The sequence below is a fragment of the Streptomyces sp. NPDC005263 genome (assembly GCF_042872365.1).
GTDB lineage: Bacteria > Actinomycetota > Actinomycetes > Streptomycetales > Streptomycetaceae > Streptomyces.
Genome location: NZ_JBIAKJ010000003.1, coordinates 24,370 through 44,699 on the forward strand (window position 1 = coordinate 24,370; position 20,330 = coordinate 44,699).

Sequence of the window (20,330 nt, forward strand, 5' to 3'; positions counted from 1 at the left end):
GGGTGCCGTTCTCCTCGGGGGAATAGGTGGGCCTGCCCAGTATCCCATGGGGCGTAAAGCGGTTTTCCTGGGCGCGAGGTGGTCTGGGAGAATGGAGCGTCGGCCGTGCGAACGTACCGGCTGCCCGTGTGAACCCTTCAGAAAAAGAGGACGTGCCGATCGTGGCTCAGAGCACCGAGACCACCGACTGGGTCTCCCGTTTCGCGGATGAGGTCATCGAGGAGTCGGAGCGTCGGGCCTCGGGCAAATCGACGTCACCCGCTGCCGCCGAGGTGATCGTCGTCGCCTCCGGGCTGTCCCCGTCCGGGCCCATCCACCTGGGGAACCTGCGCGAGGTCATGACCCCGCATCTCGTCGCCGACGAGCTCCGGCGGCGCGGCCACCAGGTGCGCCACCTGATCTCGTGGGACGACTACGACCGGTACCGCAAGGTGCCCGCCGGAGTCGCGGGCGTCGACGAGTCCTGGGCCGAGCACATCGGCAAGCCGCTGACCTCCGTCCCGGCGCCCGAGGGCTCCGCCCACCCGAACTGGGCCGAGCACTTCAAGGCCGCGATGGTCGAGTCGCTCGCCGAACTCGGCGTCGAGTTCGACGGGATCAGCCAGACCGCGCAGTACACCTCCGGGGTCTACCGCGAGCAGATCCTGCACGCGATGAGGCACCGGGGCGACATCGACGCGATCCTCGACCAGTACCGCACCAAGAAGGCCCCCGCCAAGAAGCAGCAGCAGAAGCCGGTCGACGAGGCCGAGCTGGAGGCCGCCGAGGGCTCCGGCGCGGCCGGTGAGGACGACGGCAGCTCCGGCACCGCCGGGTACTTCCCGTACAAGCCGTACTGCGGCAACTGCGAGAAGGACCTCACCACCGTCACCGCGTACGACGACGACACCACCGAGCTGACGTACACCTGCGCCGCCTGCGGCTTCTCCGAGACGGTCCGGCTCAACGAGTTCAACCGCGGCAAGCTGGTCTGGAAGGTCGACTGGCCGATGCGGTGGGCCTACGAGGGCGTGGTCTTCGAGCCGAGCGGCGTCGATCACTCCTCGCCCGGCTCGTCCTTCCAGGTGGGCGGGCAGATCGTCGGGATCTTCGGCGGCAAGCAGCCGATCGGGCCGATGTACGCCTTCGTGGGGATCTCCGGGATGGCCAAGATGTCGTCCTCCCGCGGCGGCGTGCCCACCCCCGCCGACGCGCTGAAGATCATGGAACCGCAGATCCTGCGCTGGCTGTACGCCCGCCGCCGGCCCAACCAGTCCTTCAAGATCGCCTTCGACCAGGAGATCCAGCGTCTCTACGACGAGTGGGACAAGCTGGACGCGAAGGTCGCGGACGGCTCGGCCCTCCCGGCGGACATCGCCGCGCACACCCGGGCCGTAGGGACCGCCACCGGTGAGCTGCGGCACACCCCGCGGCCGATGCCGTACCGGACGCTCGCGTCCGTCGCCGACATCACCGCCGGTCACCAGGACCAGGCCCTGCGCATCCTCAGCGAACTCGACCCCGCGAACCCGCTCGTCTCGCTCGACGAGGTCCGGCCGCGCCTCGACAAGGCCGAGACGTGGATCAACACGCAGGTGCCCGCCGACCAGCGGACCATCGTGCGCGACGAGCCCGACCACGACCTGCTGAAGTCCCTCGACGAGGCGTCCCAGCAGTCGCTGCGGCTCCTGCTCGACGGGCTGGCCGACCACTGGTCCCTCGACGGGCTCAGTCACCTCGTCTACGGCGTGCCCAAGGTGCAGGCCGGGTTCCCGGCCGACGCCACCCCGAAGGACCTCCCGCCGGAGATCAAGACCGCCCAGCGGTCGTTCTTCGCGCTGCTGTACCACCTGCTGGTCGGCCGGGACACGGGGCCGCGACTGCCCACGCTGCTGCTGGCGGTGGGTCAGGAGCGGGTGCGGGTCCTGCTCGGCGAGTAGGCCGCCACGTTACGACGATGGGGGCGCCCGGTGTTCGCCGGGCGCCCCCATCGTTGTCTGCACGCGGTATCGCTCAGGCGATGTGGTCGTCCTCCAGCTCCGCGGTGTGGCGGTTCTGGAAGCGCAGCACCATGCGCTTGGCGTCGGCGTCCGCGACGGGCGTGCCGTACGTCGCCTCGACGTTGTCGCCGAACTGGCGCGGGGTCGGGTAACTGCCGTTTATCGACTGCTTGAAGACCTGGTAGAACGATTCCTCATCCGGCTCGACGACCGGAGTGCCGCCGCCATCGCCGAGCTCGCGGGTGCGGCCCGGGCCCACCGGGATCGGGAACGTGCCGGTCTCCTCCGGGGAGGGGTCCTGCGCCGGGGGCTCCTCCTCGAACTGCTCGCGGTACGCGTCGGCCTGCTGCTGCTCCTCGAACCACCGGTCGTACTGTTCCGACGGGTCGTAGGTCGGGTCGTAGCCGCCCTGGTACTGGACCTCGTGCGGAGACTGGAACCAGGGGCTCTCATCGGCCTGGGGGCCGGGCTGCGGCTGGGCCTCCTGCGCGTACTGAGGCTCGGGCGCCCGCTGTTCCCCGGGCCGGCCCGCCTGGGGAGCGCCGCCGAGCTCCAACCGCTGCTCGCCGGACGGCGTCGTCCCGCGCCGCGGATCGGAAACCTCGTCGGCGGCACGCCGGCCCCCGGCCGGTCCAGCCCCTTCGGCTGCCGCGGTCGGGCCGGCCACCGCGGGGACCTCGGGCCGCGCCTGCCGGGGGGCCGGCGGAAGGAGGACCGGCTCGATTCCCGCCGCCGCCAGGCCCGCCGGAGCGGTCTCCGCCAGCGGCACGCCATAGCGCGCCAACGTCAGCGGCATCAGGCTCTCCACCGGCGCCTTCCTGCGCCACGCGCGGCCGAAACGGGAACGGAGGCGGGCCCGGTAGACCAGACGCTCCTGCTCCAGCTTGATGACCTGCTCGTACGAACGCAGCTCCCACAGCTTCATCCGGCGCCACAACAGGAACGTGGGGCCCGGGGCGAGCAGCCAGCGGGTGAGGCGGACGCCCTCCATGTGCTTGTCGGCGGTGATGTCGGCTATGCGGCCGATCGCGTGCCGGGCCGCCTCGACGGAGACCACGAACAGGATCGGGATCACCGCGTGCATACCGACACCCAGCGGATCCGGCCAGGCCGCAGCGCCGTTGAAGGCGATCGTCGCCGCCGTCAGCAGCCAGGCGGTCTGCCGCAGCAGCGGGAAGGGGATGCGGATCCAGGTCAGGAGCAGATCGAGGGCCAGCAGAACGCAGATGCCCGCGTCGATGCCGATCGGGAACACGTAGGAGAAGTTCCCGAAGCCCTTCTTGAGGGCCAACTCGCGGACGGCCGCGTACGAACCGGCGAAGCCGATGCCGGCGATGATCACGGCGCCGGACACGACCACACCGATGAGAATGCGGTGCATCCGGGTCAGCTGGACTGGCGCGGCCACCCGTAATCCCCTCCCATTGCGTGTTGTTGCGCGCAACAGAGTGGCACATGTGTGCGTCGGACGCGTCTTCGGTACGTCAGGAGCCCGGTCCCTGTGGAGGGCCGGGCTCCGTCAGACGGACGCCATGAGCTGCGCGTTGGCGTCCAGGTGTGACAGTCAGCTCTTCTTGGCCGCTGACTCTGATGGGGACGCGCTCTTCGAGGGCGACTTCGCCGAGGACTTCGACGAGGACTCCGACGGGGCCGCGCTCTTCGACGCCGACGGCGAGCTGTTCGCCGAGCTGTCGCCCCCGTCGTCCGACTTGCCCTGGCCCTTGCCGTTCGCCTCCGCCACCGCGGCCACCGTCTCCTTGGCCGCCTTCTCGGCGAGCTTCGTCAGGGTCTCGGCGCTCGGCGTCTTCTCACCGGCGAGGCCCGCGCCGTTGTAGTCGACGGTGATGACCACGTTCTCGGCGCGCGTGACGACCGTCTGCTGCTTGAAGGAGCCTTCCTTCTTCTTCAGGTCGTACGTCACCGTCGTCGCCTCGTCGCCCGCCCCGGCGAGCTGCTTCGACTTGGCGTTCTTCGCGCCCTCGGCCGATTGGGCGTCCTGGACCTGCTTCTCGTAGTACGCCTGCGCCTGCTTGTCGCCGCTGCCGCGCGAGGTGTCCGACTCGAAACGCAGCATCGAGATGTTCAGCCAGCGGAACTGGGAGCCCTTGACGCCGTTGTTGTCGAGGCTGTTCCAGGAACAGCCGGCCCGGGTCGCCGTGTCACCGGAGGAGCCCTCCTTGCCGGACTTCGTCCCCTTCGGTACGAGGTCGCCCAGGGTCTTCTTCGACACCACCGCACACGGCTTCGGGAGCGAGCTGTACACCGCCGCCTGCACCGTCGGTGACGGGCTCGCGGACGCCGACGCCTCCGGGCTGCCGGCGGAACTGCCGCTCTGGCTGCTCGCGTTGTCGGAGCCGGAGTCCGAGGAGCAGCCGGCTACGACCAGCACCGCGGGGACCACTGCCGCGCAGACAAGGACGCGGCTGCGGCTCTTCGCCCGCCGCTCACGCTGGTCTCGCTCGTCACTTCCCCACGGCCTGAACGGCGTGGGAGGGGCCCCCAGGTCTCGATGTGCTGGTCGCTGCATGGTTCCTTCACTCATGACGCTTGTGGTTCCTGCCGTCGGATCGGGTCCGCGGGGCCACCGTACGCGGTGAGGAACCGGTGTGGCCTTGGTTCGGTCGCTTTGTGCGTGCGGGTGAGAGGTCTGTGAAGGGGGGTCAGTCGGACAGTGAATCGGCCAGCTGTCCGGCCAGTTTCCGGGCGTTGTCCTGCATTTCCTCACTGTCGGGGGTCACCCCGAGAGTCGCCGACTGCTCCTCGTACTCGATCGTCACAATGACGTTCGACGTGCGGAACGCCACAGTCACGGTGCGCTGCTGGGCCGTCGAACCGCCACTGCTCAACGCGTCGTCCAGGAACCCCTCGTCGCCGAGATCGTCGAGGAGGCGGGGCTGGAGATCGGACGCGGCGACGGAGGACGAGGACGTGGGGGACGGCGATGTGGGGGACGACGCGGAAGAGGAAGAGGAAGGGGAAGAGGGAGAGGCGGGGGAAGCGCCGCCGGCGGCGGAGGAACCGGACGAAGGGGACGCGGGTGCCGACGCGGAGCCGGACGGGGCGGTCGTGGGGCTGCCGGTGCCCGTACCGCTCGGGTCGCCGCTGCCCGCGTCCGAGGCGGCACTGGAGTCCACCGGCGCCGGCAGGTCGGCCGCGTCCGCCATCTTCGCGAACAACTCCTGCGCCTCGGTGTCGTCGCTCACGGTGTTGTCGTACGACACCACCCGCTCGAAGTCGACGAGCAGATGGTCGGTGGCGTCCCGCTGGGCCACCTTCCAACGGCAGCCCACCTTGCGGTCGGTGTCGTAGGTGAGGGTCGGCTCGCCCGCGTACGCCTTCTCCCGCTGGTCCGCGTCGGTGATCTGCCGGATGCCCGGCAGGAGCGAGTCGAGGGTGCTCCGCCCCGCCGCACCGCAGGGTTCGGGGAGGGTGCGGTACCGGCCGGGTTCGGCGGCGGGTGAGGCGGTGCCGGCGGTGCCGGGGTTCGCGTCGTCCGTGGTGCCGCCGTCGTCCGAGCTGCCGGTGCAGCCGGCCAGCAGGGCCGCGAGGAGTGTGGCGACGCCTGTTACGTACGCCTTCCGCTGCACGGTCAGGCTCCTCTCGACGGATCTGTGGGCTGGTGCGCGCACTGGGAACTCGGCCTCCCCGCTGGTTAATCGCTTGCCGCGCGGGGGCGCCCCCTGGAGACAATGTCTATCGCACGCATGGCCATGGACGCCGGTCCGATGTCCCTTTCGTTGATCCTGGCGCTGGTTTTGCGATTCAAGGCTTCTGTTGTTTTTCCGGGGGAATGAGGACGAAATGTCGTACGTGGAAATGCCGGGTGCGAAGGTCCCGATACGTATGTGGACCGATCCGTCGACGGTCGAGGAGGGCGCCCTCCAGCAACTGCGCAACGTGGCGACCCTGCCGTGGATCAAGGGCCTGGCGGTCATGCCGGACGTCCATTACGGCAAGGGCGCCACCGTCGGGTCCGTCATCGCGATGCGCGGGGCCGTGTGTCCCGCGGCGGTGGGAGTGGACATCGGGTGCGGGATGTCGGCGGTGAAGACCTCACTGACGGCCAATGACCTGCCGGGGGACCTGTCCCGGCTGCGGTCGAAGGTCGAGCAGGCGATTCCGGTGGGGCGCGGGATGCATGACACCGCCGTCGAGCCGGGGCGGTTCCATGGGCTGGCCACCGCGGGGTGGGACGACTTCTGGGGGCGGTTCGATGGGGTTGCTGAGGCGGTGAAGTTCCGGCGTGAGCGGGCTGCTTTGCAGATGGGGACGCTGGGGTCGGGCAATCATCACCTTGAGGTTTCGTTGGACACTGAGGGGGTGGTGTGGCTCACGCTTCACTCCGGTTCCCGGAACATCGGCAAGGAACTGGCCGAGCATCACATCGGCGTAGCCCGGAACCTGCCGCACAACCAGGGCCTGGTCGACCGCGACCTCGCCGTCTTCGTCTCGGACACTCCGCAGATGGCTGCGTACCGAAATGACCTCTACTGGGCGCAGGAGTACGCGAAGTACAACCGCACCATCATGATGGCGCTCCTCAAGGACGTGATCCGCAAGGAATTCAAGAAGGCGAAGCCGACCTTCGGGACGGAGGTCAGTTGCCACCACAATTACGTGGCAGAGGAACGCTACGAGGGGATGGACCTCTTGGTGACCCGCAAGGGTGCGATCAGGGCTGGTGCCGGTGATCTCGGAATCATCCCGGGTTCCATGGGGACGGCCACGTACATTGTGAAGGGTCTCGGCAACGAGGCGGCATTCAACTCGGCGTCGCATGGCGCGGGTCGGCGAATGAGCCGCAGTGCGGCGAAGCGCCGGTTCTCGACGAAGGACCTGGAAGAGCAGACGCGGGGCGTGGAGTGCCGTAAGGACTCCGGAGTCGTGGACGAGATCCCCGGTGCGTACAAGCCGATCGACCATGTGATGGATCAGCAGCGGGACCTCGTAGAGGTCGTGGCCAAGCTGAAGCAGATTGTCTGCGTGAAGGGTTGACGTAAGAGGCCCCCGGCGGGGGCAGGGGCCTCGTTCATAAGGTCATTGATCGTTTGGCGTGGCGACTTGGCCGGTGCGTAGTCGCCAGAGGCGCAGGCTGCAGCTCTGGATGGTCCTGCCGAGTTCCTCGGCTGCCGACGTCGGATTGTTGTGGTCCATCAGGATTCGGTCTTCGTGCTCACTCCAGCGACGTTTGGTGTAGGCAACCCTCATACCTGTCGGACGTACCCAATGGGCGAGTGAGTCGGCCACCGTGCGCTTGCGCTCCAGGGACAGGCAATGGGGGTAGTACATGTCGGCGGCCAGTCTCTGGGCGATCTCCTTGGTGTAGAGGACGTTGTAGATGCTGTCGCGGGCGTTGCGCTTGATGATGCGCTCAGCCCCCGTGACCTCCCGCGCGTAGCCGCACAGATATGTGCCGATAGCCGTGCTGGCTGTGGTGAGGGAAATGAAGGGGAAGCCTTTGCTGGTGTACCCGACCGAACCGTCGGCGTCGATGAGGCCGCGGAGGTAGTCGCGGCCTGCGAACTCGCCGCGAGGTGGTGAAATCGTCTTCGACTTGCGACCGTAAGGCAGGCCGAGATCGTTGAGTCTGGTCCTCGCTTCGAGGGAGAACAGGCTCCAGGTTGCCGAGCGGTGAGACTCGGCGAAGTTGGTGGCACGGATGCGTTCGGTGACGCTGCTGTAGTAGGGCGTCAGTTTTTGGAACTTTCGTAAAATCTCGATGTCCCGGGCGCTGAGCTCGACGGACAACTTGCCCTTCTGTCCGATCCCTTGTTGCAGATGCCCGTCCGCCTGTAAGAAGCCGAACATGTACGCGTACTCGGGGACTGTGAGGTCCATGAATGCGTGGGCGATAGGCTCGCAGTCAGCCATGAGGAAGCTGTTCCTTCCTTGCTGGTCAGGCCCTCGGTCGGGTGGCCGCCCGACCGAGGACCATCGCTTTGGTGATGGCGTGAGCCTAGATCGCCCGTTCAGACCCCGTTCGCGTGATCGATGACGTTCACTCCTGTGAGTTACTTCGGTTGAAGCGTGAGACCGGCGTCGGCGCCGACCGTGCGTGAGTCGCGGCCGACGTGCGCGTTCATTGCTGACCGCAGTCGGTGCCGGAAGGTGAAACCCGGAGCCGGTCCTGCCTTCGCGGGCCGCTCCCGCACGTCGGCCTTCGTGCACAGCGCGTCCCACACCCGGTCCGGGCACTCTCCGCGCCGTTGAATGAAGTCGCAGTACGGGACGTGCACGATCTCCAGGTTCAGCCAGCCGTCCTTCGTCAGTACGCCCTCCCACTCGGACAGGCGGAGCTTCAGATAGCCGCGCCGCCGGTCGGACTTGTCGACGCTGGTGATGCCGAGCACGCGGACGAAGCCCGGGGTGCGTTCCAGCACGATCACCGGACGCTCCTTGTAGGTGTTGTTGTCGTGGGTGAGCTCGGCCGTCCACACAGCGCCGACGGCCGGTGGCCAGGACGTCACTGAGGGGGGCGCGGGGCGGGCCGGCGGCCCGGTCCTCAGCCAGGGCACCAGGCGGACCGCCGCGGCCACCGCGCCGCCGGCGGACAGTCCCACCAGCGACCACCACAGGACGGCGAGCAGCAGCGTCCCGGCGGTGGCGTCGTCCGGGTCGGGGACGAGGGTGCCGCCGGTGTGGTGGATCCAGTACCCGGTCACTACGGCTTGGAGCGCCTTCCACAGTGCCTTTCGCAGCAGGACCAGCGGGAAGTAGCCGTGATCCACGATCCGTGTCAGACCCAGTACGGCGGCGGTCGTCGCGTAGATCACGGTCATCCCGGCCATGGGCTGCGTGGGGACCTTCGTGTCCAGCGGTGCCACGACGACCGCCACGACGCAGCAGAGGCCCACCGCGCGTGCCGCGACCAGCATGCGACTCCCCTTGAGTCGCGCGGGGGCCGCCATCCGGACCATCAGCCGGGCGACCAGAACGCACAGCACGAGCAATGCCACGCATACCCAGGTGTTCCTGGTGCCGGTGAAGCCGACGCGGATCACCGGAAACGTCAGCAGCCACATCGCCCAGGAGCCGAGCCCCACCGCCAACGGCGCGCCTACCGAGTATTCGGGTTCTTGCGGCTTCGACCGTTTCGGCCGCTTCGGCCTCAGCCGTGGCTGCTGCATCCCTCCCATCAGGGGCGTGCTCAGACATACCAGAAGTACGGCCCCCGCCAGGATCGCCTGCACGTTCCCCGCCCCCGCCCCCGCTCTCGTCGCTGGGAGCAGCATGGCCGCGCAACCGACCTGCCCGGCGACGTTTCGCTCTTCCGGGACCGCGCGCCGGTCAGTCTGGTAAGGCGCCCGGGTCGGCGCGGCCTCACGCCTCCCGGTGGACCTTCGTGTTGGAGGCCTGGGCGCGGGGGCGCAGGACGAGGAGGTCGACGTTGACGTGGCTGGGGCGGGTCACCGCCCAGGTGATGGTGTCCGCCACGTCGTCCGCCGTCAGGGGCTCGGCGACGCCCTCGTAGACCTTCTGCGCCTTCTCCTGGTCGCCGCCGAAGCGGGTGAGGGCGAACTCGTCCGTCTTGACCATGCCGGGCGCGATCTCGATGACGCGGACCGGGCGGCCGACGATCTCCAGGCGCAGGGTCTCGGCGAGGACGTGGGCGCCGTGCTTGGCGGCGACGTAGCCGCCACCGCCCTCGTACGTGCCGTGGCCGGCCGTGGAGGAGACGACGACGATGGTGCCGTCGCCGCTCGCGTCCAGCTTGGGGAGCAGGGCCTGGGTGAGGTTGAGGGTGCCGATGACGTTGGTCTCGTACATCGTGCGCCAGTCGGCCGGGTCGCCGGTGGCCACCGGGTCGGCGCCGAGGGCTCCGCCCGCGTTGTTGACCAGCACGCCGATCGTCCGGAACGCGGAGGCGAACTCGTCCACCGCCGCGCGGTCCGTGACGTCCAGGGGGTACGCGGTCGCCTGGTGGCCCGCGGCGGTGATCTCCTCCGCGAGCGCCTCGATCCGGTCCTTGCGGCGGGCGGTGAGGACGACGCGGTAGCCCGCCGCTGCCAGCTGTCGGGCCGTGGCGGCGCCGATTCCGCTGCTCGCACCGGTGACGACGGCGATGCGGGAGGCGGCGGACGGGGCGGCGGTGGCCATGGGGGTGCTCCTCGGACGTGGTCGGAAAGCTGTTCGGCCAGGATAGGCAGGCCCGGCGACCGGGTGGTTCGGTATCTCGTTCTCCGGTCTGCAGGGCGGAAGAGCGGTGGGAGAATGGTGTGGGTGATCCTCTGACTTCGCTGGAGGTGGATCATGGGACAGGCACGCGAAGTGATGGACCGGCTCACGGACGCGCTGACCGCGCACCAGGACATCAAGGTCGTCGGGGAGCTGTACGCCGAGGACGCGGTCGCCGTCACCCCCGACGAGGGGGAGATCCGCGGGCGCGACCACATCGTCGAGTACTGGCGGCAGATGACGGAGGCGGTCCCCGAGGCCACGTTCGAGACCCTGCACGCGTACGAGGTTGGCGACACGGCCATCGATGAGGGATTCTTCAGCGGCAGGAACACCGGGCCGCTGCAGTTGCCCACCGGGGAGACCCTCCCGGCGACCCAGAAGGAGCTCAGGATCCGCGGGGTGGACATCGCCACCGTGGCGGACGGCCGCATCGTCGACTACCGGCTCTACTTCGACGAGATGGAGTTCCTGGGGCAGCTCGGTCTGCTGCCCGAAGAGCCGTCCTGAGCCGACTCCGCCTCACGTCCGCCTGAACAGGCACCGTCACGACGCCTGAACAGGCGGCGGCGCCGCACCCGTCCCGGCGGTTGCGGCGTAGGATCTCTGCGCGGCGCAGAGGAGAGGGAGACGGGATGGCCGGTGAGGCGACGGCGGGCAAGGCACGCGAGCGGCTGACGGCGGAGCTGTCCACCGTCTCCCGCCGGTACATGGCGTCGTACGCCCTCTTCAACCAGGCGGTCGCCGATCACCTCGGGCTGCACCCCACCGACCTGCAGTGTCTGAACTTGCTCACCCTGGAGGGCAGGCCGGTCACGACCGGCCGCATCGCCGAGCTGACCGGGCTGACGACCGGGTCGGCGACGCGGCTGGTGGACCGGCTTGAGCGGGCGGGGTACGTCGTTCGGGAGCGGGACGTGGCCGACCGGCGGAAGGTGCTGGTGGCGACCGTGCCGGAGCGGATCGCCGAGTTCGGGCAGGTGTGGGAGCGCCTGTCAGGCGGCTGGTCGACCCTCTTCGACGATCTGGACGACTCTCAGCTCGGGCTGCTCGTCGACCACATGAGGCGTACGACGGAGTTCAGCGCCGCTCAGGTGGCCCGGCTGCGGGCCGGCGAGGTGTGAACGCCTGCGGCGACCTGAACCGGAACCGGGTCAGGCCAGGGCGCCCAGCGTCATCGCGGCGACCACCGGGGCGGCGTACACCAGCGGGAACGGGATGTGGGAGTACCACCGCGCCCGCGCCACGGTGACCACCGCCCCGGCGAAGTACAGCACCAGGCCGATCCCGGCCGCGACCCCGATTTCCGGCACGAACAGCCCGACCAGCAGACCCACGGCCCCGGCGACCTTCGCCGCCCCGAGCCGGGGCCACCACGAGATCGGCACCCGGTAGTCGGCCAGGGCCTTGGTGATCCACTGAGCCCGGGTGAGGACGACGATCCCCGAGTAGCCCGCCATGGCGGCTGCCAGCAGGGTGACGACGGTGTGGGCGACGGACATGGTGTGCTCCTCATCGGTGGGCTGCGGTGCGTTCACCGGGTTGACGTGGAGCGGGAGGGGAGTGTGACGGGCGGCCGGGCTTTTCCTCGCCCACGGCCGCCCCGGGAGCCGGGCACCCCTCAGTGGTGGTGGTCCGCCTGCGCCTTGCGCGGCAGCAGGCGTACGAGGGGCAGGCACAGGACCGTGGCCGCGGCGACCACGCCGAGGCTCACGGTCATCGCGTGGGCCTCGCCGCCGTCGGCGGTGTGGAAGTACACGGTGGTCACGGCCGCCGCCCCGATCGCGTTGGCGACCTGCTGCACCGCGCTGAGCGAGCCGCTCGCGCTGCCCGCCTCCGCGGGGGCGATGTCGCCGATCGTGATGTCGTACACCGTGCCGAAGCAGGTGCCCATGCCGAGGCCGATGAGGAGCAGGGGCGGGACAAGCGCCCAACTGCTCACTGATGTACCGGCGTTGAGGACCAGGCAGGCCAGGTATCCGCAGCCCGCTGTGAAGATCAGCAGTCCGGCGACGACGAGCCCGCGGCCGTAGGAGTGGATGAGGCGGTAGCAGGCGATGGACGCGACGACGATCCCGATCGACAGGGGGATCAGGCCGAGCGCGGTGCCGGCGGGGGAGCGGCCGAGGCCCTGCTGGAAGAAGAGAGAGATGACGTAGAGGAGGCCGGCGGTCGCGGCGAAGACGAGGATGCCCAGGATCAGGCCCGAGGTGAAGCCACGGTTGCGCAGCAGAGACGGCTCGACGAGGGGGCGGGCGGCGGTGCGCTGGCGGTGGCAGAAGCCGGCGAACAGGGCGGATCCGAGAAGCAGCAGGGCGAAAGCGCGGGGCGTCCAGCCGTGGTCCGAGCCGTCGATGAGGCCGCCGAGCAGGCCGAGCAGTGCGCCGGCGAGCAACGCCGATCCGGGGCCGTCGACCGACACGGACGGATCGCCGGTGTCACGCGGCAGCAGGCGTGCGGCGGCGATCAGGGCGGCACCGCCCAGGGCCAGGTTGATCAGGAACATGGGGCGCCAGCCGAGCCCCGCGAGGTCGGCGTCGACGAGGAACCCGGCGAGGATCGGACCGCCGACGGCCGACAGGCCCATCACCGGCCCGAACAGGCTGAACGCCTTGGCGATCTGGTCGCGTGGCCAGGTGGCGCCCAGGATGCCGAAGCCCTGCGGGATGACGAGCGCGGCGAAGGCGCCCTGGACGAGGCGGGCGACGACCAGCACAAGCGGGGTCGGGGCGAGTCCGCAGGCCAGGGACGCGGCGACGAATCCGGCCAGCCCGATCAGGAACATCCGGCGGCGCCCGTATCTGTCGCCGAGCCGTCCGCCGGGCACGAGCAGCACGCCGAGCGCGAGCGCGTAGGAGGCGCCGAGCCACTGGACCAGGCTCGCGCCGCCGCCGAGATCCCTGGTGATGGTCGGGGCGGCGATGTTGGTGATCGTGGCGTCGAGGAGGTCCAGTACATCGGCGGCGAGGACCACGGCGAGGATCGCCCAGCGGGTGCGGGCGGACACCTTCTTTTCGTCTTTGTCATGCAGTATCTGCGTCACGCAGGTAAATATGGGACCGGGAGGGCTGAGCGTCAAGCGCATTTCCTGTCGGGGGTCGGTGCATGGCTTGCGCGTATGCCGGGGAATACGCCTGCCCGGGTGACCGTTGGAGAGCTATAGTTGAACGGTCAACAACTTGGAGGTTGAGCGACCATGCAGTTCGGGATCTTCAGCGTCGGCGATGTCACGCCGGACCCGACCACGGGCCGTACGCCGACCGAGCGCGAGCGCATCAAGGCCATGGTCGCCATCGCGCTGAAGGCCGAGGAGGTCGGGCTCGACGTCTTCGCGACCGGCGAGCACCACAACCCGCCGTTCGTGCCGTCGTCCCCGACGACCATGCTCGGGTACGTGGCCGCGCGCACGGAGAAGCTGGTGCTGTCCACCTCCACCACCCTCATCACCACCAACGACCCGGTGAAGATCGCCGAGGACTTCGCGATGCTCCAGCACCTGGCGGACGGCCGGGTGGACCTGATGATGGGGCGCGGCAACACCGGCCCGGTGTACCCGTGGTTCGGGCAGGACATCCGGCAGGGCATCAACCTCGCCGTGGAGAACTACGCCCTGCTGTGCCGGCTGTGGCGCGAGGACGTCGTGGACTGGGAGGGGAAGTTCCGTACCCCGCTGCAGGGCTTCACGTCCAGGCCCCGCCCGCTGGACGGCGTACCGCCGTTCGTCTGGCACGGCTCGATCCGCTCACCGGAGATCGCCGAGCAGGCCGCGTACTACGGCGACGGCTTCTTCCACAACAACATCTTCTGGCCGGCCGACCACACCAAGCGGATGGTGGAGCTCTACCGCAGCCGGTACGCCCACTACGGGCACGGCACGCCCGAGCAGGCGATCGTCGGCCTCGGCGGCCAGGTGTTCATGCGGAGGAACTCCCAGGACGCGGTGCGCGAGTTCCGGCCCTACTTCGACGTCGCCCCCGTCTACGGGCATGGGCCGTCGCTGGAGGAGTTCACCGAGCAGACCCCGCTGACCGTGGGCTCCCCGGAGCAGGTCATCGAGAAGACCCTGGCGTTTCGCGAGTACGCCGGTGACTACCAGCGCCAGCTGTTCCTCCTTGACCACGCCGGGCTGCCGCTGAAGACCGTGCTGGAGCAGCTGGACATGCTCGGCGAGGAGGTGGTGCCGGTGCTGCGGAAGGAGTTCGCCGTCGGGCGTCCGGCCGACGTGCCCGAGGCACCCACCCACCAGTCGCTGCTCGCCGCCGCCAGGGGGTGACGGTCGAATGAGGCTCGTCGTCGTCTCGGCCGGGCTGAGTGTCCCGTCGTCCACCCGGCTGCTGGCGGACCGGCTGGCGGCCGCGGTGGGGCGCCAGGCACCGGTCGGCGGGCAGGTCCCGGTCGAGGGGCAGGCACCGGTCGACGGGCAGGTCCCGGTCGACGGGCAGGGCGTCGAGACGCAGGTTGTCGAGACGCAGGTCGTCGAGTTGCGCGATCTCGCCGTGGAGATCGCGCACAACTTCACCAACGGGTTCCCGGGCCCCCGCCTCGCCGCCGCGATCGACGCCGTGACCGGGGCGGACGGACTGATCGTCGTCACTCCGGTGTTTTCGGCGTCGTACAGCGGACTGTTCAAGTCGTTCTTCGACGTGCTCAGCGTGAGCGACCAGGACGCGCTGGCCGGGAAGCCGGTGCTGATCGCGGCGACCGGGGGCAGCGCCCGGCACTCCCTCGTGCTGGACCACGCGCTGCGGCCGCTCTTCGCCTACCTGCGGGCCGTCGTGGTCCCGACCGGTGTGTACGCGGCCTCGGAGGACTGGGGCGCCGAGGGGCTGGACGCACGGATCGAGCGGGCGGCGGGGGAGCTGGCGGGGCTGATGACGGGGGTGTCGATGGCCGCGCAGGTCGCGCGGAGCACAGTGGTCGCGCAGTCCACGCCGGCCGACGCGCCGGCCGACGCGCGGGCCGCGCAGTCCCCGCCAGTCGCGTTCGTCCCGTTCGAGGAGCGGCTCGCCGCGCTGCGGGCGTGACCGTGCGGGCGTGACCCGCGATGCCCGGGCCGTGTGACGGTGAGATCCCAGTAAGAAGGGTGACCGTAAGAACCCTCACACGGCCCGGTCGCCGGAGGTCAGGGCACACTGAGGACGTGTCCCGAACCGTGCTGCTCGCCGAAGACGACCGCGCCATCCGTCACGCCCTGGAGCGGGCCCTGACCCTGGAGGGGTATCGGGTCATCGCGGTCGCCGACGGCGTCGAGGCGCTGGCGCAGGCTCACCGGACCCCGCCGGACGTGCTCGTCCTCGACGTGATGATGCCCGGCATCGACGGCCTCCAGGTCTGCCGGGTGCTGCGCGCCGAGGGCGACCGCACGCCGATCCTGATGCTGACGGCACTCGTGGAGACCCAGGACCGGATCGCCGGCCTCGACGCGGGCGCCGACGACTACGTGGTCAAGCCCTTCGACGTCGAGGAGGTCTTCGCCCGGCTGCGTGCCCTGCTGCGCCGCACCAGCCCGGTCGGCGCTCTGACCGGCGTACCGAAGCCGCCGCCCGCCCCCGAGGGGCAGCTCGAGGCGGCCGGGCTGCGGATGGACGTGCAGGCCCGCCGCGCCTGGCGCCGGAACCGCGAGCTGGAGCTGACCCGCACCGAGTTCGAGCTCCTGGAGCTGCTGGTGCGCAACGCGGGCATCGTCCTCGACCACTCCACGATCTACGACCGGATCTGGGGCTACGACTTCGGTCCCGGCTCCAAGAACCTCGCCGTGTACGTCGGCTACCTGCGCCGCAAGCTCGACGAACCGGGCGCGCCCCAGCTGATCCACACGGTCCGCGGGGTGGGTTACGTGCTGCGGGAGGACTGAGTGGGCCGCCTCGGGCGACTGCTGTCCTCCCGGCGGCCCCGGCTGCTGTCCCTGCGCACCACCTTCGCGGTGTCCTTCGCCACGGTGACCGCCGCCGTCACCGTCCTGGTCGGGGTGCTGTCGTACAGCGCGGCGGCGCGGCTGGTCCGAGTGGACCAGGAGTCCGTGTTCGACGAGGTCGTGCAGGATCTGCGGGCCGAGGTGCGGCAGCACCGGATGGCGCCGGAGGACTTCTCCTCCTCGGAACCCGGTCACGACCTGGTACGCCCCGCCCGGACCGACGTGCAGGTACTCGGGCCGGACGGCGCGGTCGTCGACCCGGGGCGCCCGGGCCTGCCCGTGACCGGCGGCGACCGGGAGATCGCGACCGTCGTCCCGGCCGGTCGGGCGGTCGAGCACAAGGACGTCCACGTCGGCAGCGACGTCTACCGCGTCGCGACCGTGTCCCTCGGCGGCGGCCGGGGCGCGGTGCAGGTCGCGCAGGAGTTCAGCGACACCGAGGACCTGCTGCGGGCGCTCCAGCAGCGGACCCTGATCCTGATGGCCGCGGTGGTGGTCGGGGCGGGCCTGTTCGGCTGGTGGCTGGCCCGGCGCATCACCCGCCGCCTGGTGATCCTCACCTCGGCGGCCGAGGACGTGGCCCGCACCCGCCGGCTCGGCATCCAGGTGCCCGTCACCGGCTACGACGAGGTCGGCCGCCTCGGTCGCGCCTTCGACCGCATGCTCGGCCGCCTCGCCCAGTCCGAGGAGGACCAGCGGCGGCTCGTGCAGGACGCCGGGCACGAGCTGCGTACGCCGCTGACGTCGCTGCGTACGAACATCTCGCTGCTCCGCAGGATCGACGAGCTGCCCCCCGCCACCCGCGAAGAGCTGGTCGCGGACCTCGGTCAGGAGGCGCGTGAGCTCACCGACCTGGTCAACGAGCTGGTGGAGCTCGCGGCCGGGCAGTCCGACACCGAGCCGCCGCGGCGGGTCGACCTCGCCGACATCGCCGAGGACGTCGCCGGGCTCGCCCGCCGCCGCACCGGCCGTCAGATCCTGCTCCGGGCGAGCGGCGACACCACGACCGACGGACGGCCCGGCATGCTCACCCGCGCCCTGTCCAACCTGGTCGACAACGCGGCGAAGTTCGACCGTGACGGCACCGAGCCCATCGAGATCAACATCGCCGGTCCGGCCCGGCCGGGGACCGTCCGGGTCGAGGTCCTCGACCGCGGGCCCGGCGTCGCCGACGCCGACCTGGTCCGGGTCTTCGACCGCTTCTACCGGGCCGCCGACGCCCGCTCCCTGCCCGGCTCCGGCCTCGGCCTGTCCATCGTGCGGGAGGTGGCGCTCGCGCACGGGGGGACGCCGTTCGCGATCCGGCGGGACGGGGGTGGGGCGGTGATCGGGTTCACGGTCGGGGGCGGGCTGAGCGGGGTGGGGTGACGAGTCCGCCGTCGAGGGGCGGGGGCTTACCGCGGACCAATGTTGTGCACTTTCTTGACGGAGGTGACTTAAGCGCCTAACTTCACGGTGTCCTTCCTCCGCTCAAGGGAGACCGCGATGCCCTCGTCCCCCATCGCACCACCGCCCGCGCCCCCGTCCCCCGAACGCGCCCGCCAGCTCCGCCGGGTAGCCCTGTCCGGACTCCTCGGCACCGCCGTCGAGTTCTACGACTTCCTGGTCTACGGAACCGTCGCCGCCCTCGTCTTCGGCGAACTGTTCTTCCCGGGTGCCGACCCGGCCGTCGGCACGATCGCCGCCTTCGGCACCTTCGCCGCCGGCTATGTCGCCCGCCCGCTCGGCGGCATCCTCTTCGGTCACTTCGGCGACCGGCTCGGCCGCAAGTCGATGCTGCTGCTCACCATGGGCCTGATGGGCGGCGCGAGTTTCCTCGTCGGCCTGCTGCCCACGTACGACACCATCGGTGTCTGGGCGCCGGTCCTGCTGATCGCGCTGCGCGTGGTGCAGGGCATCGCCATCGGCGGTGAGTGGGGTGGCGCCACCCTGATGGTCGTCGAGCACGCGGGCGAGCGTCGGCGCGGACTGTGGTCCAGCTTCACGCAGTTGGGGGCCCCGCTCGGCTCCCTGCTGTCCACCGCCGTCGTCACGTTCGTCGTCGCCCTCCCCAAGGACGAGTTCGCGGCCTGGGGATGGCGCGTGCCGTTCCTGCTGAGCGTGGTGCTGCTCGGCGTCGGCCTCTTCGTCCGGCTCAAGGTCGTCGAGAGCCCGCTGTTCGCCGAGGTGAAGAAGGACCACGCCCAGTCACGGCTGCCGATCCTCGACGTACTGCGCCGCCCCCGCCCCCTGGTGCTGGCCTGCTGCGTCGGCATCGGCGCCTTCACCGCCCAGTCGCTGCTGACCAGTTACCTCATCGCGTACGCCACCGGCATCGGCTACGCCCGCCCGCAGGTGCTCACCGCGCTCACGGTCTCCGCCTGCGTCGCCCTGGTCGTGCTGCCCTGCGCGTCCGCGCTCTCCGACCGGATCGGCCGCCGCCCGGTCGTCCTCGCCGGAGCCGTCGCCTCGGCGGCGCTCGCCTTCCCGGTCCTCGCGCTGGTCGACTCGAAGTCGCCCGGACTGCTGATCCTCGCCGTCGTCCTCGGCCACGGCATCGCCCAGTCCACGATGTACGGCCCGCTGGGCGCCCTGCTCACCGAGATGTTCGGCACCAAGGTCCGCTACACCGGCGCCTCCCTCGGCTACCAGAGCGCCACCCTCATCGGCGCCGGGTTCTCCCCGATGATCGCCGGCAGCCTGGTGGCCGGGAACGGCGGCTCCAGCACCCCGGTGGCGCTGCTGCTGTGCGGCGGCGCGGCGATCACCGCCGTGACCGTCCTCTTCGTACGCGAGACCAGCCGGTCGTCCCTCATCGACTCCGCCGACACCCCTCCAGCCTCCGACGCCCCCCACACGCAGGAGATCTCCGCATGACGCCCCGCACCCGCACCCGCACCCGAACCCGCCCCCGTACCCGCACCGCCTGGGTCGCCGCCCTGCTGTTCGCCGCCACCGCCCTCCCCGCCTCGACGGCGGTCGCGGCGGACACGAGCCACATCGAGGGCCGGCTCCCCTCCGGCGCCACGTACCTGATGGACGTGCCCGCGGCCTGGAACGGCACCGTGCTCCTCTTCAGCCACGGGTACAACGACACCGGCCGGCCCAACCCCGCACAGGACGCCCCGGACGAGGCCACCAAGGCCCTCCTCCTCCAGCAGGGGTACGCACTCGTCGGCTCCTCGTACGCCACCACCGGCTGGGCGGTGACGGACGCGGTCCCCGACCAGATGGCCGCCCTCTCCGCCTTCACCGACCGCTTCGGCGCGGCCGGCCGCACGATCGCCTGGGGGCGGTCGTACGGCGGGCTCGTCACCACCGCGATCGCCGAGCGCCACCCCGACCGGATCGACGGCTCCCTGTCCATGTGCGGCCTCGTCCACGGTGGCATCGCCAACTGGAACAACACCCTCGACCCCGTCTTCGCCATCAAGACACTCCTCGCGCCCGGCTCCGACGTCCCCCTGGTGAACCTCGCGGACCAGACGGCCGCCACCGACGCGGCGAACACCCTGACGGCCGTGGTCGATTCGGCGCAGACGACGCCCGAAGGCCGGGCCCGCACAGCCCTGGCCGCCGCCCTGCACAACATCCCGGTCTGGAACCAGCCGACGCAGACCCGCCCCGCCGCGACCGACTGGGACGCCCAACAGGCCAACCAGTACGAGGCCGTCAAGGGTCTGCTGAAGATCGCAGCCTTCAACCGGCGGCAGGAGTCCGAATCCCGGGCCGGCGGCAACATGTCCTGGAACACCGGCGTCGACTACGCCGCGATGCTCGGCCGCTCCTCCGTCCGCAAGGAGGTCACCGAGCTGTACAAGAAGGCCGGCCTCTCCCTGCGCGCCGACCTCGCCACCCTCAACCGCGCCCCGCGCATCAGCGCCGACCCGGCCGCCGCCGCGTGGATGAGCCGGACCAGTTCCTTCACCGGGCGGCTGACGAAACCGCAGTTCGACATCCACACCACCGGCGACGCCCTGGTGCCCGTCCAGACCGAGAGCGCCCTGCGCCGCGCCGTCACCGCCGCCGGTTCGGCACCGCTGCTTCGACAGGCGTACGTCGAGAACGCCGGGCACTGCACCTTCAGCCCCGCCGAGCAGCTCGCCGCCCTGCACACCCTGGAGGACCGCGTCACCACCGGCGGCTGGCACGACACCGACCCCGGGTCCCTCAACACCAGGGCCGCCGCGGCCGACCCGACCTCCCCCGCCCGATACGTCGCCTACCGCCCCGCCCCGTATCCGCGGCCGTACGACCTTGCCCACCCGGCCGACCGCCGCTGA

At 70.4% G+C, this 20,330-nt stretch carries 18 protein-coding genes; 10 read left to right on the top strand and 8 right to left on the bottom strand.

Annotated features, from left to right (window positions below; all coding sequences use genetic code 11):
• The first annotated feature begins 152 nt into the window (after positions 1 to 152).
• Complete coding sequence (gene lysS / locus ACFYRY_RS13660) at positions 153 to 1,919, top strand: lysine--tRNA ligase (protein ID WP_389143855.1); 1,767 nt, start codon at positions 153 to 155, stop codon at positions 1,917 to 1,919.
• Positions 1,920 to 1,992: 73 nt separating this feature from the next.
• On the opposite strand, the gene ACFYRY_RS13665 is transcribed toward lysS, so the two are convergent.
• The 3 genes from ACFYRY_RS13665 to ACFYRY_RS13675 all read right to left on the bottom strand — a co-directional run bounded on the left by ACFYRY_RS13665 (position 1,993) and on the right by ACFYRY_RS13675 (position 5,566).
• Complete coding sequence (locus tag ACFYRY_RS13665) at positions 1,993 to 3,387, bottom strand: DUF2637 domain-containing protein (protein WP_389143858.1); 1,395 nt, start codon at positions 3,385 to 3,387, stop codon at positions 1,993 to 1,995.
• A gap of 156 nt (positions 3,388 to 3,543) precedes the next feature.
• Positions 3,544 to 4,521 carry a DUF3558 family protein gene (locus tag ACFYRY_RS13670; protein WP_389143862.1) on the bottom strand — a complete coding sequence of 326 codons (978 nt, stop codon included), beginning with the start codon at positions 4,519 to 4,521 and terminating at the stop codon, positions 3,544 to 3,546.
• A 118-nt stretch (positions 4,522 to 4,639) separates the two neighbouring features.
• Positions 4,640 to 5,566, bottom strand: coding sequence for a DUF3558 domain-containing protein (locus ACFYRY_RS13675; protein WP_389143864.1), 927 nt, complete (start codon positions 5,564 to 5,566; stop codon positions 4,640 to 4,642).
• Positions 5,567 to 5,780: 214 nt separating this feature from the next.
• On the opposite strand from ACFYRY_RS13675, the gene ACFYRY_RS13680 reads away from it, so the two are divergent.
• On the top strand, positions 5,781 to 6,974 hold the full coding sequence (locus ACFYRY_RS13680) for an RtcB family protein (protein ID WP_389146178.1): 1,194 nt from the start codon (positions 5,781 to 5,783) through the stop codon (positions 6,972 to 6,974).
• A 42-nt stretch (positions 6,975 to 7,016) separates the two neighbouring features.
• Here ACFYRY_RS13680 and ACFYRY_RS13685 read toward each other — a convergent pair whose 3' ends face one another.
• The 3 genes from ACFYRY_RS13685 to ACFYRY_RS13695 all read right to left on the bottom strand — a co-directional run bounded on the left by ACFYRY_RS13685 (position 7,017) and on the right by ACFYRY_RS13695 (position 10,076).
• Complete coding sequence (locus ACFYRY_RS13685; protein ID WP_389143867.1) at positions 7,017 to 7,850, bottom strand: LAGLIDADG family homing endonuclease; 834 nt, start codon at positions 7,848 to 7,850, stop codon at positions 7,017 to 7,019.
• Positions 7,851 to 7,990: 140 nt separating this feature from the next.
• On the bottom strand, positions 7,991 to 9,022 hold the full coding sequence (locus ACFYRY_RS13690) for a hypothetical protein (RefSeq protein ID WP_389146181.1): 1,032 nt from the start codon (positions 9,020 to 9,022) through the stop codon (positions 7,991 to 7,993).
• Positions 9,023 to 9,299: 277 nt separating this feature from the next.
• Positions 9,300 to 10,076, bottom strand: coding sequence for an SDR family NAD(P)-dependent oxidoreductase (locus tag ACFYRY_RS13695; RefSeq protein ID WP_389143870.1), 777 nt, complete (start codon positions 10,074 to 10,076; stop codon positions 9,300 to 9,302).
• Between the two features lie 153 nt (positions 10,077 to 10,229).
• Here ACFYRY_RS13695 and ACFYRY_RS13700 point away from each other — a divergent pair, with 153 nt between their 5' ends.
• Positions 10,230 to 10,664 (top strand): ester cyclase, encoded by a 435-nt coding sequence (locus ACFYRY_RS13700; RefSeq protein ID WP_389143873.1) that lies wholly within the window; start codon positions 10,230 to 10,232, stop codon positions 10,662 to 10,664.
• A gap of 125 nt (positions 10,665 to 10,789) precedes the next feature.
• On the top strand, positions 10,790 to 11,278 hold the full coding sequence (locus tag ACFYRY_RS13705; protein ID WP_389143876.1) for a MarR family winged helix-turn-helix transcriptional regulator: 489 nt from the start codon (positions 10,790 to 10,792) through the stop codon (positions 11,276 to 11,278).
• Positions 11,279 to 11,308: 30 nt separating this feature from the next.
• Here the strand turns inward: ACFYRY_RS13705 and ACFYRY_RS13710 are convergent, their stop codons facing one another.
• Both ACFYRY_RS13710 and ACFYRY_RS13715 read right to left on the bottom strand, forming a co-directional pair.
• Complete coding sequence (locus ACFYRY_RS13710; RefSeq protein ID WP_389143879.1) at positions 11,309 to 11,656, bottom strand: DoxX family protein; 348 nt, start codon at positions 11,654 to 11,656, stop codon at positions 11,309 to 11,311.
• A gap of 119 nt (positions 11,657 to 11,775) precedes the next feature.
• The gene (locus tag ACFYRY_RS13715; RefSeq protein WP_389143882.1) at positions 11,776 to 13,197 is read right to left on the bottom strand and encodes an MFS transporter; all 1,422 of its coding nucleotides are present in this window, start codon (positions 13,195 to 13,197) and stop codon (positions 11,776 to 11,778) included.
• 153 nt (positions 13,198 to 13,350) lie between these two features.
• Between ACFYRY_RS13715 and ACFYRY_RS13720 the strand changes: the two genes are divergently transcribed.
• From ACFYRY_RS13720 to ACFYRY_RS13745, 6 genes are all read left to right on the top strand, one after another.
• Positions 13,351 to 14,427 carry an LLM class flavin-dependent oxidoreductase gene (locus tag ACFYRY_RS13720; protein WP_389143885.1) on the top strand — a complete coding sequence of 359 codons (1,077 nt, stop codon included), beginning with the start codon at positions 13,351 to 13,353 and terminating at the stop codon, positions 14,425 to 14,427.
• A gap of 7 nt (positions 14,428 to 14,434) precedes the next feature.
• Positions 14,435 to 15,178: an FMN reductase gene (locus ACFYRY_RS13725; protein WP_389143888.1), complete on the top strand. Its 744-nt coding sequence runs from the start codon at positions 14,435 to 14,437 to the stop codon at positions 15,176 to 15,178.
• Between the two features lie 128 nt (positions 15,179 to 15,306).
• The gene (locus tag ACFYRY_RS13730; protein WP_389146184.1) at positions 15,307 to 16,008 is read left to right on the top strand and encodes a response regulator transcription factor; all 702 of its coding nucleotides are present in this window, start codon (positions 15,307 to 15,309) and stop codon (positions 16,006 to 16,008) included.
• Positions 16,009 to 17,436, top strand: coding sequence for an ATP-binding protein (locus tag ACFYRY_RS13735; protein WP_389143891.1), 1,428 nt, complete (start codon positions 16,009 to 16,011; stop codon positions 17,434 to 17,436).
• Between the two features lie 117 nt (positions 17,437 to 17,553).
• Positions 17,554 to 18,924, top strand: a complete 1,371-nt coding sequence (locus ACFYRY_RS13740) for an MFS transporter (RefSeq protein ID WP_389143894.1) — start codon at positions 17,554 to 17,556, stop codon at positions 18,922 to 18,924.
• Entirely contained in the window at positions 18,921 to 20,330 is a 1,410-nt protein-coding gene (locus ACFYRY_RS13745; protein ID WP_389143897.1) for an alpha/beta hydrolase family protein, read from the top strand. Before ACFYRY_RS13740 ends, ACFYRY_RS13745 begins: the two co-directional genes overlap by 4 nt.

Bases quoted from the DNA above. Each gene is read 5' to 3' on its own strand.
- ACFYRY_RS13670 (WP_389143862.1), bottom strand. From the start codon at position 4,521: ATGAGTGAAGGAACCATGCAGCGACCAGCACATCGAGACCTGGGGGCC.
- ACFYRY_RS13680 (WP_389146178.1), top strand. From the start codon at position 5,781: ATGTCGTACGTGGAAATGCCGGGTGCGAAGGTCCCGATACGTATGTGG.
- ACFYRY_RS13685 (WP_389143867.1), bottom strand. From the start codon at position 7,850: ATGGCTGACTGCGAGCCTATCGCCCACGCATTCATGGACCTCACAGTC.
- ACFYRY_RS13695 (WP_389143870.1), bottom strand. From the start codon at position 10,076: ATGGCCACCGCCGCCCCGTCCGCCGCCTCCCGCATCGCCGTCGTCACC.
- ACFYRY_RS13700 (WP_389143873.1), top strand. From the start codon at position 10,230: ATGGGACAGGCACGCGAAGTGATGGACCGGCTCACGGACGCGCTGACC.
- ACFYRY_RS13705 (WP_389143876.1), top strand. From the start codon at position 10,790: ATGGCCGGTGAGGCGACGGCGGGCAAGGCACGCGAGCGGCTGACGGCG.
- ACFYRY_RS13710 (WP_389143879.1), bottom strand. From the start codon at position 11,656: ATGTCCGTCGCCCACACCGTCGTCACCCTGCTGGCAGCCGCCATGGCG.
- ACFYRY_RS13720 (WP_389143885.1), top strand. From the start codon at position 13,351: ATGCAGTTCGGGATCTTCAGCGTCGGCGATGTCACGCCGGACCCGACC.
- ACFYRY_RS13725 (WP_389143888.1), top strand. From the start codon at position 14,435: ATGAGGCTCGTCGTCGTCTCGGCCGGGCTGAGTGTCCCGTCGTCCACC.
- ACFYRY_RS13740 (WP_389143894.1), top strand. From the start codon at position 17,554: ATGCCCTCGTCCCCCATCGCACCACCGCCCGCGCCCCCGTCCCCCGAA.
- ACFYRY_RS13745 (WP_389143897.1), top strand. From the start codon at position 18,921: ATGACGCCCCGCACCCGCACCCGCACCCGAACCCGCCCCCGTACCCGC.